Source organism: Enterobacter sp. JS8-1 (assembly GCF_049187015.1).
Taxonomy (GTDB): domain Bacteria; phylum Pseudomonadota; class Gammaproteobacteria; order Enterobacterales; family Enterobacteriaceae; genus Enterobacter; species Enterobacter mori.
In genome coordinates, this window is record NZ_CP185805.1 from 3,689,619 (window position 1) to 3,712,852 (window position 23,234).

General features: G+C 56.8%; 25 protein-coding genes. 15 read left to right on the plus strand and 10 right to left on the minus strand.

Annotated features, from left to right (window positions below; translation table 11 throughout):
* The first annotated feature begins 91 nt into the window (after positions 1-91).
* On the plus strand, positions 92-694 hold the full coding sequence (locus ACOQH0_RS17500; RefSeq protein WP_421510896.1) for a short chain dehydrogenase: 603 nt from the start codon (positions 92-94) through the stop codon (positions 692-694).
* Here ACOQH0_RS17500 and ACOQH0_RS17505 read toward each other — a convergent pair.
* The 7 genes from ACOQH0_RS17505 to ACOQH0_RS17535 all read right to left on the minus strand — a co-directional run bounded on the left by ACOQH0_RS17505 (position 688) and on the right by ACOQH0_RS17535 (position 9,145).
* Positions 688-1,422 carry a class I SAM-dependent methyltransferase gene (locus ACOQH0_RS17505; RefSeq protein WP_421510897.1) on the minus strand — a complete coding sequence of 245 codons (735 nt, stop codon included), beginning with the start codon at positions 1,420-1,422 and terminating at the stop codon, positions 688-690. The genes ACOQH0_RS17500 and ACOQH0_RS17505 overlap by 7 nt on opposite strands.
* Positions 1,423-1,549: 127 nt before the next feature.
* On the minus strand, positions 1,550-2,929 hold the full coding sequence (locus ACOQH0_RS17510) for an amidohydrolase family protein (protein ID WP_421510898.1): 1,380 nt from the start codon (positions 2,927-2,929) through the stop codon (positions 1,550-1,552).
* Between the two features lies 1 nt (position 2,930).
* Positions 2,931-3,887: a carbamate kinase family protein gene (locus ACOQH0_RS17515; protein WP_421510899.1), complete on the minus strand. Its 957-nt coding sequence runs from the start codon at positions 3,885-3,887 to the stop codon at positions 2,931-2,933.
* Complete coding sequence (locus tag ACOQH0_RS17520) at positions 3,884-5,464, minus strand: xanthine permease (protein WP_218308450.1); 1,581 nt, start codon at positions 5,462-5,464, stop codon at positions 3,884-3,886. The genes ACOQH0_RS17515 and ACOQH0_RS17520 overlap by 4 nt, the downstream gene beginning before the upstream one ends.
* A gap of 11 nt (positions 5,465-5,475) precedes the next feature.
* Positions 5,476-6,891 carry a DUF1116 domain-containing protein gene (locus tag ACOQH0_RS17525; protein WP_172411100.1) on the minus strand — a complete coding sequence of 472 codons (1,416 nt, stop codon included), beginning with the start codon at positions 6,889-6,891 and terminating at the stop codon, positions 5,476-5,478.
* On the minus strand, positions 6,891-8,432 hold the full coding sequence (gene fdrA / locus ACOQH0_RS17530; RefSeq protein ID WP_421510900.1) for an acyl-CoA synthetase FdrA: 1,542 nt from the start codon (positions 8,430-8,432) through the stop codon (positions 6,891-6,893). Before fdrA ends, ACOQH0_RS17525 begins: the two co-directional genes overlap by 1 nt.
* 107 nt (positions 8,433-8,539) lie before the next feature.
* Positions 8,540-9,145: an ankyrin repeat domain-containing protein gene (locus tag ACOQH0_RS17535; protein WP_089598173.1), complete on the minus strand. Its 606-nt coding sequence runs from the start codon at positions 9,143-9,145 to the stop codon at positions 8,540-8,542.
* A 320-nt stretch (positions 9,146-9,465) separates the two neighbouring features.
* Between ACOQH0_RS17535 and ACOQH0_RS17540 the strand changes: the two genes are divergently transcribed.
* A complete protein-coding gene (locus ACOQH0_RS17540) occupies positions 9,466-10,395 on the plus strand; it encodes a LysR substrate-binding domain-containing protein (RefSeq protein WP_100166249.1) in 930 nt (309 codons plus the stop codon).
* Here ACOQH0_RS17540 and ACOQH0_RS17545 read toward each other — a convergent pair.
* On the minus strand, positions 10,392-10,550 hold the full coding sequence (locus tag ACOQH0_RS17545; protein ID WP_010434321.1) for a YqaE/Pmp3 family membrane protein: 159 nt from the start codon (positions 10,548-10,550) through the stop codon (positions 10,392-10,394). The two genes, ACOQH0_RS17540 and ACOQH0_RS17545, sit on opposite strands and share 4 nt — an antisense overlap.
* 176 nt (positions 10,551-10,726) lie before the next feature.
* Between ACOQH0_RS17545 and ACOQH0_RS17550 the strand changes: the two genes are divergently transcribed.
* The 3 genes from ACOQH0_RS17550 to ACOQH0_RS17560 all read left to right on the plus strand — a co-directional run bounded on the left by ACOQH0_RS17550 (position 10,727) and on the right by ACOQH0_RS17560 (position 11,815).
* Positions 10,727-11,026: an ArsR/SmtB family transcription factor gene (locus tag ACOQH0_RS17550; protein WP_089598175.1), complete on the plus strand. Its 300-nt coding sequence runs from the start codon at positions 10,727-10,729 to the stop codon at positions 11,024-11,026.
* Between the two features lie 9 nt (positions 11,027-11,035).
* Positions 11,036-11,557, plus strand: a complete 522-nt coding sequence (locus ACOQH0_RS17555; RefSeq protein ID WP_421510901.1) for a rhodanese family protein — start codon at positions 11,036-11,038, stop codon at positions 11,555-11,557.
* Positions 11,558-11,635: 78 nt separating this feature from the next.
* Positions 11,636-11,815, plus strand: coding sequence for a hypothetical protein (locus ACOQH0_RS17560; RefSeq protein ID WP_010434327.1), 180 nt, complete (start codon positions 11,636-11,638; stop codon positions 11,813-11,815).
* 38 nt (positions 11,816-11,853) lie between these two features.
* On the opposite strand, the gene stpA is transcribed toward ACOQH0_RS17560, so the two are convergent.
* Positions 11,854-12,258, minus strand: coding sequence for a DNA-binding protein StpA (gene stpA, locus ACOQH0_RS17565; protein ID WP_421510902.1), 405 nt, complete (start codon positions 12,256-12,258; stop codon positions 11,854-11,856).
* Positions 12,259-12,750: 492 nt separating this feature from the next.
* Here stpA and alaE point away from each other — a divergent pair, with 492 nt between their 5' ends.
* Positions 12,751-13,200: an L-alanine exporter AlaE gene (gene alaE, locus ACOQH0_RS17570; RefSeq protein WP_042716310.1), complete on the plus strand. Its 450-nt coding sequence runs from the start codon at positions 12,751-12,753 to the stop codon at positions 13,198-13,200.
* A 32-nt stretch (positions 13,201-13,232) separates the two neighbouring features.
* On the opposite strand, the gene ACOQH0_RS17575 is transcribed toward alaE, so the two are convergent.
* On the minus strand, positions 13,233-13,577 hold the full coding sequence (locus ACOQH0_RS17575) for a DUF2002 family protein (RefSeq protein ID WP_010434335.1): 345 nt from the start codon (positions 13,575-13,577) through the stop codon (positions 13,233-13,235).
* A 160-nt stretch (positions 13,578-13,737) separates the two neighbouring features.
* Between ACOQH0_RS17575 and ACOQH0_RS17580 the strand changes: the two genes are divergently transcribed.
* The 9 genes from ACOQH0_RS17580 to ACOQH0_RS17620 all read left to right on the plus strand — a co-directional run bounded on the left by ACOQH0_RS17580 (position 13,738) and on the right by ACOQH0_RS17620 (position 23,016).
* Complete coding sequence (locus ACOQH0_RS17580) at positions 13,738-14,064, plus strand: DUF883 domain-containing protein (RefSeq protein ID WP_421510903.1); 327 nt, start codon at positions 13,738-13,740, stop codon at positions 14,062-14,064.
* 242 nt (positions 14,065-14,306) lie between these two features.
* Positions 14,307-14,546, plus strand: coding sequence for a glutaredoxin-like protein NrdH (gene nrdH / locus ACOQH0_RS17585; protein ID WP_010434342.1), 240 nt, complete (start codon positions 14,307-14,309; stop codon positions 14,544-14,546).
* Positions 14,543-14,953 carry a class Ib ribonucleoside-diphosphate reductase assembly flavoprotein NrdI gene (nrdI, locus tag ACOQH0_RS17590; RefSeq protein ID WP_421510904.1) on the plus strand — a complete coding sequence of 137 codons (411 nt, stop codon included), beginning with the start codon at positions 14,543-14,545 and terminating at the stop codon, positions 14,951-14,953. Before nrdH ends, nrdI begins: the two co-directional genes overlap by 4 nt.
* On the plus strand, positions 14,926-17,070 hold the full coding sequence (gene nrdE / locus ACOQH0_RS17595) for a class 1b ribonucleoside-diphosphate reductase subunit alpha (RefSeq protein WP_421510905.1): 2,145 nt from the start codon (positions 14,926-14,928) through the stop codon (positions 17,068-17,070). Before nrdI ends, nrdE begins: the two co-directional genes overlap by 28 nt.
* A 9-nt stretch (positions 17,071-17,079) precedes the next feature.
* On the plus strand, positions 17,080-18,039 hold the full coding sequence (gene nrdF / locus ACOQH0_RS17600) for a class 1b ribonucleoside-diphosphate reductase subunit beta (RefSeq protein ID WP_421510906.1): 960 nt from the start codon (positions 17,080-17,082) through the stop codon (positions 18,037-18,039).
* Between the two features lie 333 nt (positions 18,040-18,372).
* Positions 18,373-19,575 (plus strand): glycine betaine/L-proline ABC transporter ATP-binding protein ProV, encoded by a 1,203-nt coding sequence (gene proV / locus ACOQH0_RS17605; RefSeq protein ID WP_042715648.1) that lies wholly within the window; start codon positions 18,373-18,375, stop codon positions 19,573-19,575.
* The gene (gene proW / locus ACOQH0_RS17610; protein ID WP_089601292.1) at positions 19,568-20,638 is read left to right on the plus strand and encodes a glycine betaine/L-proline ABC transporter permease ProW; all 1,071 of its coding nucleotides are present in this window, start codon (positions 19,568-19,570) and stop codon (positions 20,636-20,638) included. The genes proV and proW overlap by 8 nt, the downstream gene beginning before the upstream one ends.
* A 9-nt stretch (positions 20,639-20,647) precedes the next feature.
* A complete protein-coding gene (gene proX / locus ACOQH0_RS17615; RefSeq protein WP_010434360.1) occupies positions 20,648-21,643 on the plus strand; it encodes a glycine betaine/L-proline ABC transporter substrate-binding protein ProX in 996 nt (331 codons plus the stop codon).
* Positions 21,644-21,831: 188 nt separating this feature from the next.
* A complete protein-coding gene (locus tag ACOQH0_RS17620) occupies positions 21,832-23,016 on the plus strand; it encodes an MFS transporter (RefSeq protein ID WP_089601290.1) in 1,185 nt (394 codons plus the stop codon).
* Positions 23,017-23,234: the final 218 nt, after the last annotated feature.

A 23,234-nucleotide genomic window follows, 5' to 3' on the forward strand; every position in this document is an offset into this window, starting at 1 on the left:
AACCTCTGGTTAGCAATCTTCTAACGTTAGCCCAGTTTATCTGACTTTTTATTTATTAAAGAATGAAGTCTCACAACATAAGGAGTCTGCTATGAAAATCGTCATTATTGGTGCCAGCGGTACAGTCGGTCGTGCAGTAACGGAAGCGCTGAGTCGTCGTCACGAAGTCATCCGCGTGGGTCGCACGCAGGGCGACTATCAGGTGGATATCACCTTGCAGGCGAGCGTCCAGGCGCTGTTTGAGAAAATAGGTCCGGTGGACGCGATAGTCTCCGCCAGCGGCAGCCTTTACTTTGGCCCCCTCGCGACCATGAAGGACAGCGATTTCAATCGGGGATTGCAGGATAAGCTTTTGGGGCAGGTGCGCCTGGCGCTGACCGGCCAGCACTACCTGAACGAAGGCGGATCGATTACGCTGATAAGCGGGATTGTGGCGCACGAGCCGATTGCGCAGGGCGTGAATGCCACCACGGTAAATGCGGCGCTGGAAGGGTTTGTGCGCGCTGCAGCCTGCGAACTGCCGCGCGGGATCCGCATCAACCTGATTAGCCCGACGGTACTCACCGAATCCGTCGAAGCGTACGACGGCTTCTTCCCGGGCTTTGAGAGCGTTCCCGCCGCGACCGTGGCGCAGGCCTACCGCCGCAGCGTGGAAGGCGTGCAGAGCGGACGCGTGTATAAGGTGGGTTACTGAGCCTTACGGGCGGCGATCAGCACCAGCATCGGGCGCTCTGCCTCTTCGGCCAGCGCGGGCCATGCGTCAATCTGCGCCTGCGTTGGCCCCCACTCGTTGACCTCGCTTATCGTTAACCCGGCCCCGATCAGCGCGTTAAGCGTGGTGCCCAGCGTGCGGTGATACTTGATAACGCCGTCCGCCAGCCAGTTGCTGACGCGCTTGCCTTCTTCCTGATAATGGTTCACGCCCCAGAACCGCTCGCCACTGTCGTCGGTCAGCCAGCCTTGACGGGTGGCGCAGGTGTAAATGGGGTGCTCCATGGAAAAGACCAGGCTGCCGCCGGGCTTAAGCGCACGCTGAACCTTCGCAAACAGGGTATCCAGCTCCGGCAGGTAGTGCAGCGCCAGCGAGCTATAGACCAGATCGAGGCTGTTCTCGTTGAGCTCGAGTGATTCCAGGTCGCTACGCTGATAGTGAATCTGTGGGTCAACGGTAAGCTCCCCAGCGCGGGCGAGCATCTTTTCGGAGATATCAACGCCCGTGACGTCATCAGCGCCCAGCTCACGCGCCGCGCGGCAAAACCAGCCGTAGCCGCAGCCGAGATCGACAACCGATTTGCCGGTTAAATCTGGCAGCATGGCATTAAGCGCGGGCCACTCCGGCGCGCCGTCGAGCCCCTGAACCGAGCGCGGAAGCTGGGCGTAGCCTTCGAAAAATGCAGGGTTGTCGTAGATGTTTTGTGCCATGGCAGATCCCTCTTTAAGAATGTGCATAGCAGTATACTGCATTGTCGGGTGGCGGCTTCGCCTTACCCGACCTACAAAATCTCCGAACCGTAGGCCGGGTAAGGCGAAGCCGCCACCCGGCTCGCTTTTAGCCTACGACACCCCAGACAAGGTTGCCCTTGTGGAACGTCGCGGTACGAGGTGAAATGCGCGCCACCGCTTCGGCGGAACAGGAGGCATCCACCAGCACAAAGCTGGCGTCGTCCTGCGCTTTCGGCCACACGCGCTCGCCTTTGTCGTTCAGCGGCAGCACGTCGCCGGTGGCGATACCGAGCGCGCGGGAGAGCGTCTGCTCGTTCGGGCGGATGTAGAGCTGCGCATAAAGATTCGCTTTTTCCAGCATGTCCCCCAGACCGTAGGGCGACCAGTGGTCGATCACGCTGTCGGTCCCCGTCATCACGAACACGCCCTTCTCACGCAGCTGCTTCAGCGGCATATGCAGGGTGCCAATCGGCACGGTGGAGGCGATGGTCACTTGCTGCGCCGCCATGCGGGTGGCGATCTCATCCACCTGCTGCTCGTTGAGCGTCGCCAGCGCGAAGGCGTGGCTGATGGTCAGTTTGCCCTTCAGCTCCGGCGTTTTCTCCACGGTTTCGACCATGTAGTTCACCGCCGCCACGCCCGCCGGGCTGGTTTCGTGCAGGTGAATATCCACCCCTTTGTCGTAGTCCAGCGCGATCTGGAACATCAGATCGAGAGATTTCTCCATCGCACCGTCAACGTTAGTCGGGTCCAGGCCGCCCACGTAGTGCGCCCCGGCCTGCATCGCCTCGCGCATCAGTTTTTCTGAGTTTGACAGCAGCAGCCCGTGCTGCGGGAAAGCGACGATTTCACAGTCAAACCCCGCTTTGCGGCGCGCCAGCACCGCCTGCAGATTTTCCAGGTTTTTCAGGCCGGAAACCGGCTCAATATTGCAGTGGCTGCGGGCGATGGTCGAGCCTTTCGACTGGATCAGGTCGATCAGCTTTTCCGCGCGCTCCTGGGTGTAGGGCTGCAGCTCCGGCAGCATTTTTTGTTCCAGGCGGATCATGTCCTGAATCGTGGTACCCGCCGGACGGTTCAGCGAGCGCCACGGGCCGCCATAAAAGGTTTTATCCAGATGGATGTGCATGTCGCGCATCGCCGGAAGCATCAGCTTGCCGCCCGCGTCATAGTGCGGCAGCGTGGCGTCGGCATGGCTTTTATTGTCGCGCAGGGCGACGATCTTGCCGTCTTTGATTTCCAGCGTTTTCAGCTCGGTGCGGGTGCTTGTCGCCACGCTGCCGTCAACGTTAAACCCGGCTTCGAGCAGCACGTTGTCCAGATAGTAATGCTTAGCGGTGATGTTCATCGGTTTGCCGGTCTCGCAGGTTGGCTTTGCTGAGTCTGCAGCATACGCGACGGATCCGGTCGCGCCAAACAGCGCGCAGGCGGTGACCATTTTGCCACTCTGGCTGATGAATTCGCGGCGGCTTTTGTATTCACTCATCTTATCTTCCTTCATTAACAATATGGGTACCGGTTTCCCCGCGCAGCGCCGCGGGCAGACAGTCCGGCGAGGTGATGATCACCCGCCTGCCGCCGTGTTTTAAAAATTCCAGCGAGGCGACGATTTTGGGCAGCATGCTGCCCGCCGGGAAATGGCCCTCGTCTTTGTAACGCGTCATCTGCGCCACGCTCACCGCGTCCAGCGCCTGCTGGTTTGGCTTGCCGAAGTTGACGCACACCTTTTCGACCCCAGTGGTGATTACCAGTACGTCGGCGCGGATCTCGCGCGCCAGAAGCGCGGTGGAGAGATCTTTATCAATCACCGCGTCAACGCTCTGGTAATCGCCCTGCTCAGTGCGCACCACCGGAATACCGCCGCCGCCCGCGCCAATCACCACAAAGCCTTTTTGCGTCAGCGTTTTGATGGCGTCGGCCTCAACGATGCGCAGCGGCTGGGGTGAAGCCACCACGCGACGGTAGCCCCGACCGGAGTCCTCAACAAAATGCCAGTCCGGGTGGGCGATTTGTAGTTCATCGCGCTGCGCCTCGCTGAAGAAGGCGCCGATCGGTTTCGTCGGGTGCGTAAAGCCGGGATCGTTTTTATCCACCTCTACCTGCGTGACGACCGTGACCGCTTTTTGCTCTCCGCGCGCGGCCAGGCGGTTGTTTAGCGCCTGCTGGATCAGGTAGCCGATACCGCCCTGGGTGTCAGCCACGCAGTTTGCCAGCGGGGTCAGCGGCAGCCCTTCCCGCTCGTGGGCGATTTCAGCACGGCGCAGATCCAGCCCCACCTGGGGGCCATTGCCGTGCGTGAGCACAATGTCATAGTCAGATGCCAGCATCTCCAGCACCGACTCTGCCACCGCTTTTACCGCCTGCGCCTGATGTTCAACCGACTGGCTGGCGTTGTCTTTGATAATGCTGTTGCCGCCAATGGCGACGACCATAAGCTCTTTCATTTTGTTTCCTTTAGAAGGTGCGTTCTGGTGCCCTCACCCCGGCCCTCTCCCACAGGGAGAGGGGGATTAACAGAGATATCCAGCACATGCTTCACCACAAACATGCCGCCCATCATGAGATACGCGGTGACGAACATCAGCGAACTGCCTTCGGCAAATCCCACCACCGGGGCATGGATCACCCCAAACAGCGCCAGCAGCGCCCCGCCCGCCGCGGCGACAGCCCCGCGCAGCGGTTTGTTGATGATGGCGAAGATGGCGATACAGCCCCACAGCATGCTGGCGAGCGGTGCGCCGTTGCCGAGATGCATCAGCCCTTCGTAGTAGATCCCTTTGCTGTGCAGCACGTCGGTGCCGATTTTCCCCGCGCTGGTGCCTGCGGCGCTCATCACGCTGTTCATCATGGTCAGCGCCCAGTTGGCGATCCACGGGAACAGGCAGATGAAGATGACGGGCACCTCCACTTTGGGCGTTTCCCTCACCACCTGGTTGGCCGTCACGACGCCGATAAACACCAGAATCGGCACGATGGCGGTCATCGGTATGATGGCGAGCATAAACGCCCCTAGCCCGAACAGCGGCACGATGAACATGGTCACGCCCGAGGCCAGCGTGTAGCCGATGCTGGCCCCCATCGCTTTCCAGCCGGGATGACCGACGTAGACCGTGACCGGGAACGGGTTCCCCATCAGGCAGCCGAGCATCGACGCCAGACCGTTCGCCAGCATCACCTTGCGGGTCGGGTATTCATCCCCCGCCGCGTGGGCGCTTTCGATGTTTTCCAGGTCAAAGATGTAGTTCGCCAGCCCCAGCGGTACGGCAGAGGCAAGATACGGCAGCGCGTGCGGCAGGCCCTGCAGGAAGCCTTCGACGTGCACCTGCGGCGGGTTAAAGCCGAAGGAGGACATGGACGCTTTAATCGCTTCCGGGCTTTGCAGACCCGAGAGCCACGCTAGCGCCGTTCCTGCAACCAGCAACAGCAGACCGGTCGGGATTTTGGCGAAAATGGGCTTTTTACCGAACCAGTTAATAAAGATCAGCAGCAGCACGATAAACGACACGGTCGGCGCTTCGAACGCCTGCAGCATCGGATTCATCGCCAGCAGCAGCAGGCCCAAACCGGAGAGGCACGACAGCAGCACGGTGCGCGGGATCATCTTGCGAATGGTCTCACCCAGGAACGAACCGCCCGCCAGGATCATCGCCTCAACAAAGCACCACACCAGGCCAATCTGAATGGCGAACTCCGCATCGCCCGTTTGCTGATACACCGGCATCAGCACCAGGAAGGTCACGGTAAAAATTGACGGCGCGCTGGGGCCGGACGGCAGCGCGGTGACATCCGTTCGCCCGGTGGCGCGCGCCATTTGCATGCCGAACCAGGCGTAGCAAATACTTGCGACCAGCACCGCCAGCCCGAAGGCTGGCGCGATGCGCCCATAAACAATCTCCTTCGGGATGCCGACGACAAAAATGAGCAGCCCCATCATGGTCAGCAAATTGGTCAGGTTGTTGGTCATCAACCCGAAATACGCCGCCCAGTCACCTCTTTTCCACTCCAGTTTCATGTTTTTCATGGATGCTTGCCTTATAAAAAGTAGCGATCGCGGAAGGTCAACAGCGCCTTTTCAAAACAGCTAAACGGCGGGTGAACGATGCCCGCCCCAATCATGCCGATGCCCGCGTCTTTATGGGCAATGGCGGTGTTAATGACCGGCAGAATGCCGCTGCCCGCGACTTTGGTAATGTCGATGGCGGTTGGGATGCCCATAAACGAGAGCAGCGGAATGGTAACGTTCGGGTTTTCGCCGAGGGTGATTTCGCGCATCTGACGGGAGAAGTCGATGGCTTCGTCCACCGTCCCGCCCACCAGCGCGACAATCGCCGGGGCCGTCGCCATCGCAAAGCCGCCAATGCCGTAGGTTTCGGTGATGGCGCTGTCGCCGATATCCAGCCCGGAGTCTTCCGGCTTATAGCCCGCGAACATGGGACCGATCACCTGCTGCGCCGGGCCGGTGAACCACTGCCCCGGCAGGCCGGAAATGCGCAGGCCGAACTCGTAGCCGTTGCGCGCCATGGTGGTGACGACGGTGCTGTACTCAATGCCGTGAGCGGCGTCCAGCGCGGCCTTACACATCGCCATCCACGTCGGGCCGGAGAAGTAGTCGCTGCTGGCGACAAACTCGAATACCTCGCGCTGCTGCTCCACCGGATAGCCCGCCTGGATCAGCCCCGGCGTCAGCGCCTGGATCAGCAGCGTGGTGCCCGCGTTGTTGCGGTTGTGGCACTCGTCGCCCATGTGCAGCGCCTGCGCCAGCATCAGGCGCAGGTCGATTTCGCCGATAATCTTCATCGCGTCGCGCAGCATCGGGCCGAGCACGTCGCGCATCCAGATCAGGCGGTCAATGACGCTCTGGTCGTTGGCCCCCATGCGCAGGATCTTCGCCATCTGCTCGCTGAGGTTGGTGAACGCGCGGTTGCCGTAGGTTTTGTTTTCAACGATGTGCATAAACATCGACGCGGAGGTGACGCCCGCCATCGAGCCCACGCAGTCATGCTCGTGGCACGGCGAGAACGTAATATCTCCGGAGGCGGCGAGCCTTGCCGCATCGTCCAGATCTTTCGCCAGCCCTTCAAACACCAGCGCCCCGGTGACCGCCCCCTTCATTGCCCCGCACATGTTTTCCCAGGAGACGGGCGGACCGGCGTGCAGAATGGTGGTGCGGGTCATGCCCGGCACAACGTTAATGGCCTGGTCATAGCCCACCAGCACCGGATGGGACTGAATAATGCGCTCAAGCGCAAGCTTGTTGGCGGTGGCGATTTTCTCCGCCAGCGGTTTTTCGGCCAGCTGGTCGAGCGCCTCAACGACCTGCATATTGCCCTGCCCCGGCGGCGTCCAGTCGAGCTGGGTGACGGGAACGTGCTGTTTTTTGAGGTCATCGCTGAACATCGCAATGCCGACGTTAATGACGTTCAGCGGCTGGTTGAATAAGGTCGTCATTATGCTTTCTCCCCTTTGCAGACAAATTCGCGTGCCAGTAATCCGGTGTTGGTACTGCTGCTGGCCCAGATAACGCCAGCGTCGGTCAGCAGCTGGCACTGCTGCGCCAGGGACTGCGGATCCTGGTCAGTACCGAGCACGTAGCCGAGAATTTCCAGTGGACGGTTATCCGCCTTCGCGATGGCCTGCGCCTCCTTAATGGCATCAAGCATCACCCCCACCGGATCCTCATGCGCGCCGAAGCCCAGCACGAAGTCCATTACGATGACGCCCACTTCAGGATCGCGCGCCTCCTGCAGCAGGCGGCTGATGCGGTTGGTCGGGTCGATCATCGGATGCGGCTTGCCGTTGGTGAAGTCGTCGTCGCCAAAGTCGAGGAAGGTGTGGGCTTTACTGACGCTGATGTCACTCAGGCGCCTGGCCGGATCAGGCTGAATGTTGCTGTAGACGTCGTCGAATTTCGCAAGCGCCGCAAACATCGCCTCGTCGCACAGGGTGCCGCCGCAGAACAGGCCGCGAATGTACTTCTGCTGCGGGGTCAGGCGGGCGCGCACCTCTTCAATCAAAGGCCAGTTGAGCGGATGCAGGTCCAGGGACTCTTTTTTGATGCCGGTAAGCAGGACTGCCTTCAGAGCCGCCTCTTTGGTGCCGCGGGCAAACTGCAGGCCGTCTTCATCGGCGGGCGGTTCGCTGCGGCCGAGGAAGCAGACGACCACCGGCTTGCGGCAGGCTCTGGCGCGGGCCAGCACTTTTTCCGCCACTGCAGGAGCCGCTGGTTTGGAGATCAGCGCGATAACCTGGGTGCCCTCGTCGGCTTCAAGCATGTCGATGGCGTCGAGCATCATCAGACCGCCAATTTTCTCGCTGAGATCGCGCCCGCCGGTGCCAATCAGCTGCGACACGCCGCCGCCGAATTCGTGAATGCGCACGCTCAGCTCCTGACTGCCGGTGCCGGAAGCGCCGACGATGCCAACCGAGCCGCGGCGCACAGCGTTAGCAAAGCACAGTCCCGCGCCGTTGATGATGGCGGTGCCGCAGTCCGGCCCCATCATCAGCAGCCCTTTCTGGTGCGCGAGCTGCTTCAGCGCCAGCTCGTCGTCGAGCGACACGTTATCGGAAAAGAGCATTACGTTAAGATCGTTTTCCAGCGCCTGGCGCGCTTCGCGGGCGGCGAAAGTACCGTTGACGGAAATCACCGCAAGGTTTGCGTCCGGGCGATGGGTTTTGGCGCTGGCAATCGTGGCGTAGCGCGCTTCATGAGAGCCTGCGCTCTCTTTACGCGTGAACAGCGCTTCAATAGCGGCCAGCGTTTCATCATTCGCCGCGTCGCCTTTAATCACGATCATCAGGTCGCCGTTTTTGGCTTCCGCTAATTCCTGCGTTAATAGCCCGAGGTTTTTTAATACGCCTTTGTTCATTTCCGTTGCCATGGCCACAAACGCCTGCTCGACGCCCGGCAATTTATTGGCTTTGGTGGAAACGGACATTAATGATACGGAGTCAAAATAGGTATTCTTTTTAATCACGATTTTCGTTGGCATTATTTTCTCCTGAAAGCGGATAAAAGGGGGCCGCCGTCGTGCAAAATGCACGTCGGTTAAAAATACTTTTGAATTAACGGCCAGCCGGAAAAGGCTGGCCGAATGCGTTATGCGCCTGCCGCCAGCAGCAGCTCGGCTATCGCATCGAAGCCTTTTTCCCGCGCCAGCTCAAGCGGGGTTTTGCCGTATTTGTCGGTCATGTGCGGGTTCGCGCCGTGATCCAGCAGCAGCTTGACGATCTCCTGCTGCTTCGCGCCGCCGTCGTTAAGCACGATCGCTTCCAGCAGCGGCGTCCAGCCGACAAAATTGGTGTGGTTGACGTTGATATCCGTTTTTTCCAGCAGCTCGCGCACGATCTCCACGTGCCCTTTTTCACTGGCAGGGGTAATGCCCACGCCGCCAAAGCGCGTCAGGCGGTCAAGATCCGGGTTTGCCGGAAGCACAAGGCGCAGCAGGGTAATATCGTTGGTCAGGCAGCTAATCAGGAAGGGGTTAAAGCAGGTCTGGTCCTGTTTATCAATATCCGCACCGGCGGCAATTAATAGCTCCACGCAGGAATAATGCTTTTTCAGGCTGGCAATAATAACCGCGGTTCTTTTCTGACGGTTGGTGGCGTTAATATCCACGCCTTTCTCCAGACAGGCTTTTAGCGCATCGCTATTGCCCTCTTCTGCCGCCAGCAGAAATTCAGTAACGAGTTCAGTTTCAGACATATTCAGACTCCGATGTTTTTTATTTCTGTTGACCTGAGAATAGCAACAGCCTGGTCATAAAAGAATCCGCTTAAAAATGATTCATCGACAGTCAATTCATTGTTGAGCTAAATTCAATAAACCGGTTAAAACGTGCGTCTGTGCAACCTTTTTCTTATGTTTAACCGCGTTTTAGCGCGCGAAGCTGCATTATGCTTATGCCTGACGAAGCCTTACCGAGTGCGGCCTGCAGCAAATAGTCAGAACTGTGACCGGCTTCAAATGCGTTGTAACATCGTTGTTAAAATATGTTCAAAACTGATGGCTGACGGGAGTGAGATATGAATTCCATCTTTACCGAAGAGAACCTGCTGGCCTTCACCACCGCGGCGCGCTTTGGCAGCTTCAGCAAAGCCGCCGCCGAACTGGGCGTGACGACCTCCGCCATCAGTTACACCATTAAGCGCATGGAGACCGGGCTGGACGTAGTGCTGTTTGTGCGCAACACGCGCAGCATCGAGCTGACCGAGTCCGGCTTTTACTTTTACCGCAAGGCCACCGACCTGCTAAACGACTTCCACGCCATCAAGCGCGGGATTGATACCATTTCGCAGGGCATTGAGGCGCGGGTGCGCATCTGTATTAATCAGCTGTTGTATACGCCGCGCCACACCGCCAGGCTGCTGCAGGTGCTGAAAAAACAGTTTCCGACCTGTCAGATCACCGTCACTACCGAGGTCTACAACGGCGTCTGGGATTCTATTATCAACAACCAGGCCAATATCGCGATTGGCGCACCGGACACGCTGCTCGACGGCGGCGGGATTGATTACACCGAAATTGGCGCTATTCGCTGGGTGTTTGCCATCGCGCCGGAACATCCGCTCGCCTTTGTTCCCGAACCGATAGCGGAGAGTCAGCTGCGCCTGTATCCGAACATCATGGTGGAAGATACCGCGCATACCATTAACAAAAAGGTTGGCTGGCTGCTGCACGGGCAGGAGGCGATTTTAGTGCCGGATTTCAACACCAAATGCCAGTGTCAGATCCTGGGGGAAGGGATTGGCTTTTTGCCGGAATACATGGCGAGAGAGGCGGTGGAGGATGGACTCCTGGCGACGCGACGCATTAACAACCCGCGCCAGGATTCGCGCATGCTGCTCGCCACGCAGCATGCCGCGACCGGTCAGGTGACGCGCTGGATCAAACAGCAGTTTGGTCCAGAAGGTGTGCTGACCGGGATCTACAGCGATTTACTCTGGCGTGCTTAGCTTTTGGTTTGCACCCAGAACGCGTGGATAAGGCCGGGGAAGTAGCCCAGAATGGTCAGCAGGATATTCAGAATAAATGCCCAGCCAAATCCTTTACCAAGCAGCACCCCTAACGGCGGGAGAATAATCGTAAAAACAACGCGCCAAAAACCCATAATGACTCCGTGCAAGCTAACTAATTGAATAAAAAGAGAACACTCTCTAAGCGTAGCCAGTTTACCCGGCTGTGCCATTGCCCCGCCGTTCTTTTACCCTCTTTTACGATTTTGACACTGGCTTAACGCGCACTTTTACTTTAGCATTTACTTAATTAAGGAAACGCTAAAACAAAATGACTGAACTTGAACAGCTACAGGCCAGCGCTGAGCAGGCCGCAGCATTAATGAAAGCGATGAGCAACCCGCACAGGCTGCTGATCCTCTGCACACTTTGCGGCTCACCGAATACCAGCGCGGGCGATCTGGCGCGCGCGACAGGGCTGAGCGCGTCCGCCACGTCCCAACATCTTGCGCGCATGCGCGAGGAAGGCCTGATCGGCAGTACGCGGGATGCCCAACGCATTCTCTACGCCATTAAGAATGACGCTGTATACCAGATTATCAGCACCCTCAAACACCTCTATTGCCCGTAAGGAGCCGCCATGCCTCTTCCTCTGATTACGCCACAGCAGGCAACTGCGCATATTGCTGAGGGCGCTAAACTGATTGATATTCGCGATACCGATGAATATGCCCGCGAGCATATTGCCCTCGCCCACTCCGTCCCGCTGGATTCCTTACCCGGCGCACTTCAGGCTCAGGCAGGAGAAACGGTGATTTTCCACTGTCAGTCCGGTGCGAGAACGTCGAACAACGCCGCGCGTCTGGTACAGGCGGCCTCTCCCGCGCAGGCATACATCATTGAAGGTGGCATTCAGGGCTGGAAACAGGCCGGGCTGCTAACCGTCGAAGATAAATCACAGCCTCTGCCCCTGATGCGGCAGGTACAAATTGCAGCGGGGCTGCTGATCCTGCTCGGCGTGGTGCTGGGCTACACGCTCTCAGGCGGCTTTTTCCTGCTGAGTGGTTTTGTGGGGGCGGGCCTGCTGTTTGCCGGTCTGACCGGTTTTTGCGGCATGGCGCGGCTGCTGAAGATCATGCCGTGGAACCGTCGTACCTCGTAAGCAGTACCAGACCGGTTAATGCTGTACCCTTTGCACGACGTGGGCTAAGGTGAAGATCGCTAAATGAGAGGAGGTACTATGTTTTCTGTTGGTGATTATGTGCAGCCGCGTCAGGGCGGTCCAAAACTGAAAGTGCTCGACGTGAAGGACGACAGCATTGTGGTCGTGCAGGCCAGCAATGAACAGGGCGAGACATTTACCCTGAAAGCCGCAGAGGTGACGTTATATACCGAAGCGGGTGATTTTGGCGTCTGCTGATTGTAAAACCGGGCGGATACGTCCGCCCGGCTCAAGACTTAAATCAGAAAATCATCCAGTGTTTTACCGTTTGCCAGCGCATTGGCAATCGCCTTTGGCGTACGGCCCTGGCCGGTCCACGTTTTCTCTTCGCCATTCACATCGATAAAGCGATATTTCGCTTCACGCACTTTGCGTTTTTTCGCCGGTTTGCCCGCCTGCACGCGTTCAGTACCGAGCAGATCGGAAGGTGAAATACCGTCGGCTTTCATCCGTTCCAGCAACGCATTAATTTTATCCTGCTGCTCTGCACGTTGCTGCTCGAATTCCGACTGCTCGTGTTGTTTTTCTTCAACAACGATCCTGACCTTCTCCAGCATTTCTTCAAGAATGTTGACGGATAATTCACGTGCCATTGCACGCAGCGTACGGATATTATTAAGATTCTGTAACGTCAAAGACATAATAATTAAAAACCTTTTCTTTGGAGTAAACCGGAAATCAGCCGACAGAATAATTCATTTTAAACACAATATCTACCCATCAGTGCGACAGGACAATTTTGTAAATATTTTAAAATAAATAATTTATATATCAGCCGAGAGAACCGCATGCGTCCCGGGAATTAATTGCCGCATCAATATATACGGTTACCTTTGAGCCAAATTGTAGAATATCACGCGGTTCTCAGAGACGCGGTTACGGCCTCTGAAAGGATCCAGCATAACCAATTGATTTATAAACACAAAAATACATCAAGGAGAGAAAATAACGAAGCGAGCAAAAAACAGACAAATTTAGAGCATATTGTGGAAAAAACGCCAGCAAATAAAAATTTATCACTAGTTGTTAGTTCAAAGCCAGAGAGATACGCTATACGCGTCAAACAAACCAATCTAAATCACTAAGGCTTACCGATAAAACATCACCTTTTGTGCTTCTCAAGGAGTTCAGACATGTTCTCACCGCAATCACGCCTGCGCCATGCGGTAGCGGATACCTTCGCGATGGTAGTCTACTGCTCCGTCGTCAACATGCTGATTGAAATTTTCCTCTCCGGAATGACCTTTGAGCAGTCACTTTCATCTCGTCTGGTGGCCATCCCGGTCAACATCGTTATTGCCTGGCCTTACGGATTATATCGCGATGCGATTATGCGCTTTGCCCGTCGCATTAGCCCGGCAGGTTGGGTTAAAAATCTGGCCGACGTGCTGGCGTATGTCACATTCCAGTCACCGGTTTATGTGGCTATTCTGCTGACCGTAGGCGCAGACTGGCATCAAATCGCGGCGGCGGTCAGTTCAAATATCGTGGTTTCGATGTTAATGGGTGCGGTCTACGGCTACTTTCTCGACTACTGCCGCCGTCTGTTTAAAGTCAGCCAGTACAGCCAGGCAAAAGCATGAGGTGGGGCGACTGGCTCATGCCAGTCGCAGACTTACTGAATGTCGCCAAACAGTCCCTTCAGAAAACGCTCCAGCGCCATCCGTGAACTGAAACCGTGCGGAATACCATAATGCTCATGCGTCTCACCGCCTAAATAGAGCGGAAATTGCTGATAATGATCGCAGGTTTTAATATCCGAGGCAGGCTCAGCAAAGGACAAACTTCTGTCTTTCAGGGTCGGGTGAATAATGAGAGCGGTGCGCCCCATTCTCGCTTCACGGTTTACGTAAACATAATTCTCGCCACGGCGATATCCATACGCTTTAGATGTCACCTCATCCATGGTGAATCCCTCTTTTTCAAGAACGCGCGCCACCTCATCGGGTCGTAAATACATATCTCTTCCTCGTTATCTTTTCCTGCCCGGCAACCTTACAGTATTCAGCATTAGCAGGGCTTTCAGAATATTCCATAAACTGTTCAATAAGCCGTGACTCGCTTCAGATATTAAATTTCTGAACTAGACTAAACGGGAACGCAAAATTATGGAGGATCCTATGTTTAACAGACCGAACCGAAACGATATTAATGATGATGCGCAGGATATTCGTAATGATGTCAGCCAATTAGCGGACACGCTAGAGGAAGTGCTGAAGTCCTGGGGAAGTGACGCGAAGGATGAAGCAGATGCCGCAAAACGTAAGGCTCAGTCTCTGTTGCGTGAAACCCGTGCCCGGATGCACGGTCGTTCTCGCGCTACGCAGGCGGCCTGCGACGCGGTGAACTGTGCCAATACCTTCGTCCGTGAAAAACCGCTTTGTGCACTGGGTACGGTTGCCGCCGTCGGTATTTTTGTTGGTGCCCTGCTCAGCCTGCGTAAGTAAACACGACTTATCAGCCCCGGTTGCCTCAGGCGCCGGGGCTTTTCTTTGTCCGAACGCCTGTAAAACCCGTACAGCACGCCCTGCCCCGCTGTGCTCATCACCCGGGCATTATCAATCTGAATTTCCCATATCTTGTATGGTTGATAATTATCACAACTACATCTAGTATTCCTTTAGCAACAGAGACACAACCTGACGCGTTCAATCGCGCCGTTTTCTTATTCTAAATGGAAATACGAATCATGAGCATTATTATTTACACTCGTAACGATTGTGTTCAGTGCCACGCAACCAAACGTGCAATGGAGAGCCGCGGCGTGGCGTTTGAGATGGTGAATATCGACCTGGTGCCCGATGCCGCCGATACCCTGCGCGCGCAAGGTTTCCGGCAGCTTCCAGTGGTCGTCGCCGGGGAGACCAGCTGGTCTGGCTTCCGCCCGGACATGATCAACCGCCTCGCCGCTCAGGCCGCCCGTGCATGAGTGGGCTGGTATTCTTCTCCAGCAGCTCGGAAAACACGCTCCGCTTTATCGAGCGTCTCGGGATGCCTGCGACCCGCATCCCGCTTAACGAGCGGGAGCGAATTCAGGTAGACGAACCTTTCATACTGGTGGTGCCCAGCTATGGCGGCGGGGGTACGGCGGGGGCGGTTCCCCGTCAGGTGATCCGCTTTCTCAACGATCCCCATAACCGGGCGCTGATCCGCGGGGTTATTGCGGCGGGAAATCGCAATTTCGGCGATGCCTTTGGCCGCGCCGGGGATGTCATCTCTCAAAAATGCGGCGTGCCGTATCTCTATCGCTTTGAACTGATGGGGACACAGCAAGACGTAGAAAACGTGCGTAAAGGAGTGAACGAATTTTGGCAACGACAACCGCAGAACGCGTAATGCAGGCAACGCCTGATTACCACGCATTAAATGCGATGCTCAACCTCTATGACCGCGAGGGGCGCATCCAGTTTGGTAAAGACCATGATGCGGTGGATGCCTTTTTTGCCGCCCACGTTCGGCCTAACACGGTGACGTTTGGCAGCCAGCATGAGCGTCTCGACTATCTGGTTAAAGAAGGCTACTACGAAGAACGCGTGCTGACCCGCTACGACCGCACCTTTGTGGTGAAGCTGTTTGAACGCGCGCATGCCCGCGGTTTTCGTTTCCAGACGTTTCTTGGCGCGTGGAAGTACTACACCAGCTATACCCTGAAGACCTTTGACGGCAAACGCTACTTAGAGAGCTTTGAAGATCGCACCGTGATGGTGGCGTTAACCCTGGCGCAAGGGGATGAAGCGCAGGCTGAACGCTTGATGGAGGAGATCCTCTCCGGCCGCTTCCAGCCCGCCACGCCGACCTTCCTCAACTGCGGCAAGGCCCAGCGCGGCGAGCTGGTCTCCTGTTTCCTGCTGCGCATCGAAGACAATATGGAGTCGATTGGCCGTGCGGTGAACTCGGCGCTGCAGCTCTCTAAACGCGGCGGCGGGGTGGCGTTTCTGCTCTCGAACCTGCGCGAAGCGGGCGCGCCGATCAAGCGCATCGAAAACCAGTCCTCGGGCGTGATTCCGGTAATGAAGATGCTGGAAGATGCCTTCTCCTATGCCAACCAGCTTGGCGCGCGTCAGGGCGCGGGGGCGGTTTATCTGCATGCACACCACCCGGATATTCTGCGCTTTCTGGATACCAAGCGCGAAAACGCCGACGAAAAAATCCGCATCAAAACCCTGTCGCTCGGCGTGACGATCCCGGACATCACCTTCCAACTCGCCAAAGAGAATGCCGAGATGGCGCTCTTCTCGCCCTATGACATTGAGCGTATTTACGGCAAAGCCTTTGGCGACGTGGCAATAAACGACCTCTACGACGAGCTGGTGGCCGACGATCGCATCCGTAAAAAGTACATCAACGCCCGCGATTTCTTCCAGACGCTGGCGGAGATCCAGTTTGAGTCCGGCTATCCCTACATCATGTACGAGGACACGGTGAACCGCGCGAACCCGATTGCCGGGCGCATCAACATGAGCAACCTGTGCTCGGAGATTTTGCAGGTCAACAGCGCCTCCACCTACGACGAAAACCTGGACTACGCGGACATCGGAAAAGATATCTCCTGCAACCTCGGCTCGCTGAATATTGCCCACACCATGGATTCCCCAGACTTTGGCCGCACGGTGGAGACCGCCATTCGCGGGCTGACGGCGGTGTCCGACATGAGCCACATCCGCAGCGTGCCGTCTATTGAAGCGGGCAACGCCGCGTCCCACGCCATCGGGCTGGGGCAGATGAACCTGCACGGGTATCTGGCGCGGGAGGGCATCGCCTACGGCAGTCCGGAGGGCCTGGATTTCACCAACCTCTATTTCTACACCGTCACCTGGCACGCGCTGCACACCTCGATGATGCTGGCGCGCGAGCGCAACCAGCGCTTCGCGGGCTTTGAGCAGTCGCGCTACGCGAGCGGAGAGTATTTCAGCCAGTACCTTGAAGGCGACTGGCAGCCGAAAACCGAAAAAGTGCGCGAACTTTTTGCCCGCGCGGGTATTACCCTGCCGACGCGCGAGATGTGGCAGCAGCTGCGTGTCGACGTGATGCGCTACGGCATTTATAACCAGAACCTGCAGGCGGTGCCGCCAACCGGATCGATTTCCTACATCAACCACGCCACGTCGAGCATTCACCCCATCGTGTCGAAAATTGAAATTCGTAAGGAAGGCAAAACCGGGCGCGTTTACTACCCTGCCCCGTTTATGACCAACGAGAACCTGGCGCTCTATCAGGATGCGTATGAGATCGGCCCGGAAAAAATCATCGATACCTACGCCGAGGCGACGAAGCATGTGGATCAGGGGCTGTCGCTGACGCTGTTCTTCCCGGACACCGCCACCACGCGGGATATCAACAGGGCGCAGATCTACGCCTGGAAGAAAGGCATCAAAACGCTCTACTACATTCGCCTGCGCCAGCTTGCGCTGGAAGGCACCGAAATCGAAGGCTGCGTGTCCTGCGCGCTGTAAGGAGAAAGGATGAAACTGTCACGCGTGAGTGCCGTTAACTGGAACAAAATCCAGGACGATAAAGACCTGGAGGTGTGGAACCGCCTGACCAGCAACTTCTGGCTGCCGGAAAAGGTGCCGCTTTCGAACGATATTCCGGCCTGGCAAACGCTGAGCCACGCCGAGCAGCAGCTGACGATCCGCGTCTTTACCGGCCTGACGCTGCTGGACACCATTCAGAATACCGTCGGTGCGCCAGCGCTGATGAGCGACGCGCTGACGCCGCATGAAGAGGCGGTGATGTCGAACATCAGCTTTATGGAAGCGGTGCATGCCCGCTCCTACAGCTCGATTTTCTCCACGCTGTGTCAGACCAAAGACGTGGACGCGGCCTATACCTGGAGCGAAGAGAGCGAGTCGTTACAGCGCAAGGCGGAGCTGGTGCTGGAGTATTACCGCGCCGACGAGCCGCTGAAGAAGAAGATCGCCAGCGTGTTCCTGGAATCCTTCCTCTTCTATTCCGGCTTCTGGCTGCCGATGTACTGGTCGAGCCGGGGCAAGCTCACCAACACCGCCGACCTGATCCGCCTCATCATTCGTGATGAAGCGGTGCACGGGTATTATATCGGCTATAAGTATCAGAAAGGGCTGGAGAAAGTCAGTCCGGAGAAACGCGAGGAACTCAAAGGTTTTGCCCTCGATTTGCTGATGGATCTGTACGACAACGAGCTGAGCTATACCGAAGAGCTGTACGCCGGAACGGGCTGGGAGGACGACGTGAAGGCGTTCCTCTGCTACAACGCCAACAAGGCGCTGATGAACCTGGGCTACGAGGCGCTGTTCCCGCCAGAAATGGCGGAGGTGAACCCGGCGATTCTGGCAGCGCTGTCGCCTAACGCCGACGAAAACCACGACTTCTTCTCCGGGTCTGGCTCGTCTTACGTGATGGGCAAAGCGGTGGAGACGGAAGATGAAGACTGGGATTTTTAATGTATGAATTAACGTTCATTAATTAAATATAAATCTCATTATTTCCATACCAATATTTCACCAGGCACTACACTGTAATTTCCCCGTCATATTCGCCTGAATCATACCGATTCAGGCGAAATTTCCCGATGCAGCAGCAAAAAATTCAGAAAAATTCAAAAAGCCCTCAGCCCTTTACTCATGGGAAATTCAGCCATTTCGCTTGCCTCAAAATTCCGACTTCAGGCCACCTCAGGGTTGTCTCAGATTCTCAGTATGTTAGGGTTATGCCCGTTAACAATTTACCATGGTAATCATATCGACATAAACTAATAACAGGACACTCTCTATTGCATGGCAATTAAATTAGAAGTGAAAAATCTTTATAAAGTATTTGGCGAGCATCCGCAGCGCGCATTCAAATATATTGAGAAAGGCCTTTCGAAAGAGCAAATTCTGGAAAAAACCGGGCTATCGCTTGGCGTGAAAAACGCCAGTCTGGCCATTGAAGAAGGCGAGATTTTTGTCATCATGGGGTTATCCGGTTCGGGTAAATCCACTATGGTTCGCCTTCTCAATCGCCTGATTGAACCCACCCGCGGGCAGGTGCTGATTGACGGCGTGGATATCGCCAGAATATCAGACGCAGAGCTTCGCGAGGTGCGCAGAAAGAAGATTGCGATGGTGTTTCAGTCATTCGCGCTGATGCCGCATTTGACGGTTCTGGATAATGCCGCCTTCGGCATGGAATTAGCCGGTACGCCCGCTCAGGAACGGCAGGAAAAAGCCCTTGATGCACTGCGTCAGGTTGGGCTGGAAAATTATGCCCACGCGTATCCGGATGAACTTTCCGGCGGTATGCGTCAGCGTGTAGGATTAGCCCGCGCGTTAGCCATTAATCCAGACATATTATTAATGGATGAAGCCTTCTCGGCGCTCGATCCGTTAATTCGCACCGAGATGCAGGATGAGCTGGTAAAATTACAGGCTAAACATCAACGTACCATTGTCTTTATTTCCCACGACCTCGATGAAGCCATGCGTATTGGCGACCGTATTGCCATTATGCAAAACGGTGAAGTCGTGCAGGTGGGAACACCGGATGAAATTCTCAATAATCCGGCGAATGATTATGTCCGCACCTTCTTCCGCGGCGTGGATATTAGCCAGGTGTTTAGCGCCAAAGATATTGCCCGTCGAACTCCGAACGGTATTATCCGTAAAACGCCAGGCTTCGGCCCGCGCTCGGCGCTGAAGCTGCTGCAGGATGAAGACCGTGAATACGGTTATCTGGTTGAACGCGGCAATAAATTTGTCGGCGTTGTCTCCATCGACTCCCTGAAAACGGCTCTCACTGAGAACCAGGGGATCGATGCGGCGTTAATTGACGCTCCGCTCGCCGTGGACGCAGAAACGCCGCTCAGCGAGTTGCTCTCTCACGTGGGTCAGGCGCCATGCGCCGTACCGGTCGTTGGTGAGGAACAACAGTACGTCGGCATCATCTCAAAACGGATGCTGCTGCAGGCTTTAGATCGCGAGGGGGCAAACAATGGCTGATCAATCTAACCCGTGGGGTACCACTGAAGCAGCAGACAGCGCTGCGCAATCTGCCGACGCGTGGGGTTCCACGCCAGCGCCGACCGATGGCGGCGGTGCGGCAGACTGGCTGAACAGCGCGCCCGCGCCTGCGCCAGAACACTTCAACATTATGGATCCGTTCCACAAAACGCTGATCCCGCTGGACAGCTGGGTTACGGAGGGGATCGACTGGGTGGTCACCCACTTCCGTCCGGTCTTCCAGGGGATCCGCGTCCCGGTGGATTACATCCTGAACGGCTTCCAGCAGCTGATGCTGGGCATGCCAGCACCGGTGGCGATTATCCTGTTCTCCCTGATCGCCTGGCAGTTCGGTAGCGCGGGCATGGGGGTCGCCACGCTGATCTCGCTAATTGCCATTGGCGCAATTGGCGCGTGGTCGCAGGCGATGATCACCCTGGCACTGGTGCTGACCGCCCTGCTCTTCTGCGTTGTCATCGGCTTACCGATGGGAATCTGGCTGGCGCGCAGCCCGCGGGCCGCGAAGATTATTCGTCCGCTGCTGGATGCGATGCAGACCACGCCGGCGTTCGTCTATCTGGTGCCGATCGTGATGCTGTTCGGCATCGGCAACGTGCCGGGGGTGGTGGTGACCATTATCTTCGCCCTGCCGCCGATTATCCGTCTGACCATTCTGGGGATTAACCAGGTGCCAGCGGATCTGATCGAAGCCTCACGTTCCTTCGGCGCCAGCCCGCGTCAGATGCTGTTCAAAGTTCAGCTTCCGCTGGCGATGCCGACCATCATGGCAGGCGTTAACCAGACGCTGATGCTGGCCCTGTCGATGGTGGTGATCGCCTCGATGATCGCCGTTGGCGGACTGGGCCAGATGGTGCTGCGCGGTATTGGCCGTCTCGACATGGGTCTGGCTACCGTCGGCGGCGTCGGCATTGTGATCCTCGCTATTATTCTTGACCGCCTGACTCAGGCCGTCGGTCGTGATTCACGTAGTCGCGGCAACCGTCGCTGGTACACCACCGGCCCCGTCGGGTTACTCACCCGCCCTTTCACGAAGTCAAAATAAGGAACAACGATGCGACATAACGTTCTTTTTGCCACAGCGTTTGCCACCCTTGTCTCCACCAGCACGTTTGCGGCTGAGCTGCCTGGCAAAGGCATTACCGTACAGCCGGTGCAGAGCACCATTTCGGAAGAGAGCTTCCAGACGCAGATCGTCAGCCGCGCGCTGGAGAAGCTGGGCTACACGGTCAACACGCCGAGTGAAGTGGATTACAACGTGGGCTACACCTCGATTGCCTCCGGTGACGCCACCTTTACCGCGGTGAACTGGCAGCCGCTGCACGACGACATGTATGCCGCCGCCGGTGGCGACAAGAAGTTCTACCGCGAAGGCACCTTCGTGACGGGCGCAGCGCAAGGGTACCTTATCGACAAGAAAACCGCCGATCAGTACCACATCACCAATATTGAACAGCTGAAAGATCCGAAGATCGCCAAACTGTTCGACACCAACGGTGACGGTAAAGCCGACATGATGGGCTGCTCGCCGGGCTGGGGCTGTGAAGCGGTGATTAACCACCAGAACAAAGCCTTCGATCTGGCGAAAACCGTCGACGTGAGCCACGGCAACTACTCCGCGATGATGGCAGACACCATTGCCCGCTTCAAAGAGGGTAAACCGGTGATCTACTACACCTGGACGCCGTACTGGGTGAGCGACGTGCTGAAGCCAGGTAAAGACGTGGTGTGGCTGCAGGTGCCGTTCTCCTCCCTGCCGGGCGAGCAGAAAGATATCGACACCAGGCTGCCGAACGGCATGAACTACGGCTTCCCGGTGAACACCATGCATATCGTAGCCAACAAAGCCTGGGCAGAGAAAAACCCGGCGGCGGCGAAGCTGTTCTCGGTGATGAAGCTGCCGCTGGCGGACATCAATGCCCAGAACGCCATGATGCATGCGGGTAAATCGTCAGAAGCGGATGTGAAAGGCCACGTGGACGGTTGGATCAAAGCCCACCAGCAGCAGTTTGACGGCTGGGTGAAAGAGGCGCTTGACGCGCAGAAGTAAAACATTTTCCCTCACCTCAGCCCTCTCCCGAAGGGAGAGGGTGTTAGCGTTCCCTCTCCCTTCGGGAGAGGGTTAGGGTGAGGGGTTAAACCGCACAAACACACACATAACAATCCCCCAACATTCACCATCATTGGTTATTATGGTTTCCGGAAATATAATCACTCAACTAACGATTCCTGAAACTAATGACAAAAACAACTCAGGGGCTTAGCCCCGCACTCATCCTTTTAATGTCCGTGGCAACGGGTCTGGCAGTCGCCAGCAACTACTACGCGCAGCCTCTTCTCGACACCATCGCCCGCGCGTTCAATCTCTCAGCCAGCTCCGCAGGCTTTATCGTCACTGCCGCCCAGCTTGGCTATGCCGCCGGACTGCTGTTCCTGGTGCCGCTCGGCGATATGTTTGAACGCCGGATGCTGATCGTCTCCATGACCCTACTGGCGGCCGGTGGGATGTTGATCACCGCCAGCAGCCAGTCGCTGACGATGATGATTATCGGTACCGCCCTGACGGGACTGTTTTCCGTGGTGGCGCAAATTCTGGTGCCGCTGGCGGCAACGCTCGCTTCACCGGAAAAGCGTGGCAAAGTGGTAGGCACCATCATGAGCGGCCTGCTGCTGGGGATTTTACTGGCGCGAACCGTCGCCGGGCTGCTGGCTAGCCTCGGCGGCTGGCGCACCGTTTACTGGGTGGCGAGCGTGTTGATGGTAGTGATGGCACTGGCGCTGTGGCGCGGGCTGCCGAAAGTGAAGCAAGAGAACCATCTTAACTACCCTCAGCTTCTGGCCTCCGTGTTCAGCCTGTTCACGCAGGATAAACTGCTACGCACCCGCGCTCTGCTGGGGTGTTTCACCTTCGCCAACTTCAGCATTCTCTGGACGTCGATGGCCTTTCTGCTGGCCGCACCGCCGTTTAACTATTCCGAAGGGGTGATTGGTCTGTTTGGTCTGGCCGGTGCGGCAGGCGCGCTGGGTGCACGACCGGCGGGTGGGCTGGCTGACAAAGGCAAATCGCACATGACCACGACTGCCGGGCTGGTTTTACTTCTGCTCTCCTGGGCGGCTATCTGGTATGGGCACGTCTCCGTGCTGGCGCTGATCGTCGGTATTCTGGTGCTCGACCTGACCGTCCAGGGCGTGCATATCACCAACCAGACCGTCATTTACCGCGTGAAGCCAGAAGCGCGAAACCGCCTCACGGCCGGGTACATGACCAGCTACTTTATCGGTGGTGCTGCAGGTTCGTTGATTTCTGCTTCCGCATGGCAGCATGCGGGCTGGACAGGCGTGTGCGCCATCGGCGCCATCATGGCGGTGCTGAATCTGCTGGTCTGGTGGCGTGGCTATCACCGCCAGGAAGCAATTCACTAAGATTTACACTGCTTTAGGCCTCCTGGGGTGTAAAGGGGGCCTGCATCTGTTAATGTTAACGCAATTATTTATTCCAGAAATTTTAATGTGGGTGACATATTTAGTATACGCATGAATAGCTCAGACCCTCATCCTCACCTCCCCTCTTCAACGGGTTCATACCCTACGCTTTCTGTGCTCACCGGGTCACGGACTTACCCGGCGCTTTCTGATGGTGA

Excerpts from the sequence above, each read along its gene's own strand:
- ACOQH0_RS17520 (WP_218308450.1), bottom strand. The coding sequence starts at position 5,464 with ATGAAAAACATGAAACTGGAGTGGAAAAGAGGTGACTGGGCGGCGTAT.
- stpA (WP_421510902.1), bottom strand. The coding sequence starts at position 12,258 with ATGTCTTTGACGTTACAGAATCTTAATAATATCCGTACGCTGCGTGCA.
- ACOQH0_RS17620 (WP_089601290.1), top strand. The coding sequence starts at position 21,832 with ATGACAAAAACAACTCAGGGGCTTAGCCCCGCACTCATCCTTTTAATG.
- nrdF (WP_421510906.1), top strand. The coding sequence starts at position 17,080 with ATGAAACTGTCACGCGTGAGTGCCGTTAACTGGAACAAAATCCAGGAC.
- nrdI (WP_421510904.1), top strand. The coding sequence starts at position 14,543 with ATGAGTGGGCTGGTATTCTTCTCCAGCAGCTCGGAAAACACGCTCCGC.
- ACOQH0_RS17525 (WP_172411100.1), bottom strand. The coding sequence starts at position 6,891 with ATGACGACCTTATTCAACCAGCCGCTGAACGTCATTAACGTCGGCATT.
- ACOQH0_RS17575 (WP_010434335.1), bottom strand. The coding sequence starts at position 13,577 with ATGTATTTACGACCCGATGAGGTGGCGCGCGTTCTTGAAAAAGAGGGA.
- ACOQH0_RS17535 (WP_089598173.1), bottom strand. The coding sequence starts at position 9,145 with ATGTCTGAAACTGAACTCGTTACTGAATTTCTGCTGGCGGCAGAAGAG.
- ACOQH0_RS17580 (WP_421510903.1), top strand. The coding sequence starts at position 13,738 with ATGTTTAACAGACCGAACCGAAACGATATTAATGATGATGCGCAGGAT.
- ACOQH0_RS17550 (WP_089598175.1), top strand. The coding sequence starts at position 10,727 with ATGACTGAACTTGAACAGCTACAGGCCAGCGCTGAGCAGGCCGCAGCA.
- fdrA (WP_421510900.1), bottom strand. The coding sequence starts at position 8,432 with ATGCCAACGAAAATCGTGATTAAAAAGAATACCTATTTTGACTCCGTA.
- ACOQH0_RS17510 (WP_421510898.1), bottom strand. The coding sequence starts at position 2,929 with ATGAGTGAATACAAAAGCCGCCGCGAATTCATCAGCCAGAGTGGCAAA.
- ACOQH0_RS17505 (WP_421510897.1), bottom strand. The coding sequence starts at position 1,422 with ATGGCACAAAACATCTACGACAACCCTGCATTTTTCGAAGGCTACGCC.
- proV (WP_042715648.1), top strand. The coding sequence starts at position 18,373 with ATGGCAATTAAATTAGAAGTGAAAAATCTTTATAAAGTATTTGGCGAG.
- proW (WP_089601292.1), top strand. The coding sequence starts at position 19,568 with ATGGCTGATCAATCTAACCCGTGGGGTACCACTGAAGCAGCAGACAGC.
- ACOQH0_RS17500 (WP_421510896.1), top strand. The coding sequence starts at position 92 with ATGAAAATCGTCATTATTGGTGCCAGCGGTACAGTCGGTCGTGCAGTA.
- nrdH (WP_010434342.1), top strand. The coding sequence starts at position 14,307 with ATGAGCATTATTATTTACACTCGTAACGATTGTGTTCAGTGCCACGCA.
- ACOQH0_RS17560 (WP_010434327.1), top strand. The coding sequence starts at position 11,636 with ATGTTTTCTGTTGGTGATTATGTGCAGCCGCGTCAGGGCGGTCCAAAA.
- ACOQH0_RS17545 (WP_010434321.1), bottom strand. The coding sequence starts at position 10,550 with ATGGGTTTTTGGCGCGTTGTTTTTACGATTATTCTCCCGCCGTTAGGG.
- ACOQH0_RS17555 (WP_421510901.1), top strand. The coding sequence starts at position 11,036 with ATGCCTCTTCCTCTGATTACGCCACAGCAGGCAACTGCGCATATTGCT.
- alaE (WP_042716310.1), top strand. The coding sequence starts at position 12,751 with ATGTTCTCACCGCAATCACGCCTGCGCCATGCGGTAGCGGATACCTTC.
- proX (WP_010434360.1), top strand. The coding sequence starts at position 20,648 with ATGCGACATAACGTTCTTTTTGCCACAGCGTTTGCCACCCTTGTCTCC.
- ACOQH0_RS17540 (WP_100166249.1), top strand. The coding sequence starts at position 9,466 with ATGAATTCCATCTTTACCGAAGAGAACCTGCTGGCCTTCACCACCGCG.
- ACOQH0_RS17515 (WP_421510899.1), bottom strand. The coding sequence starts at position 3,887 with ATGAAAGAGCTTATGGTCGTCGCCATTGGCGGCAACAGCATTATCAAA.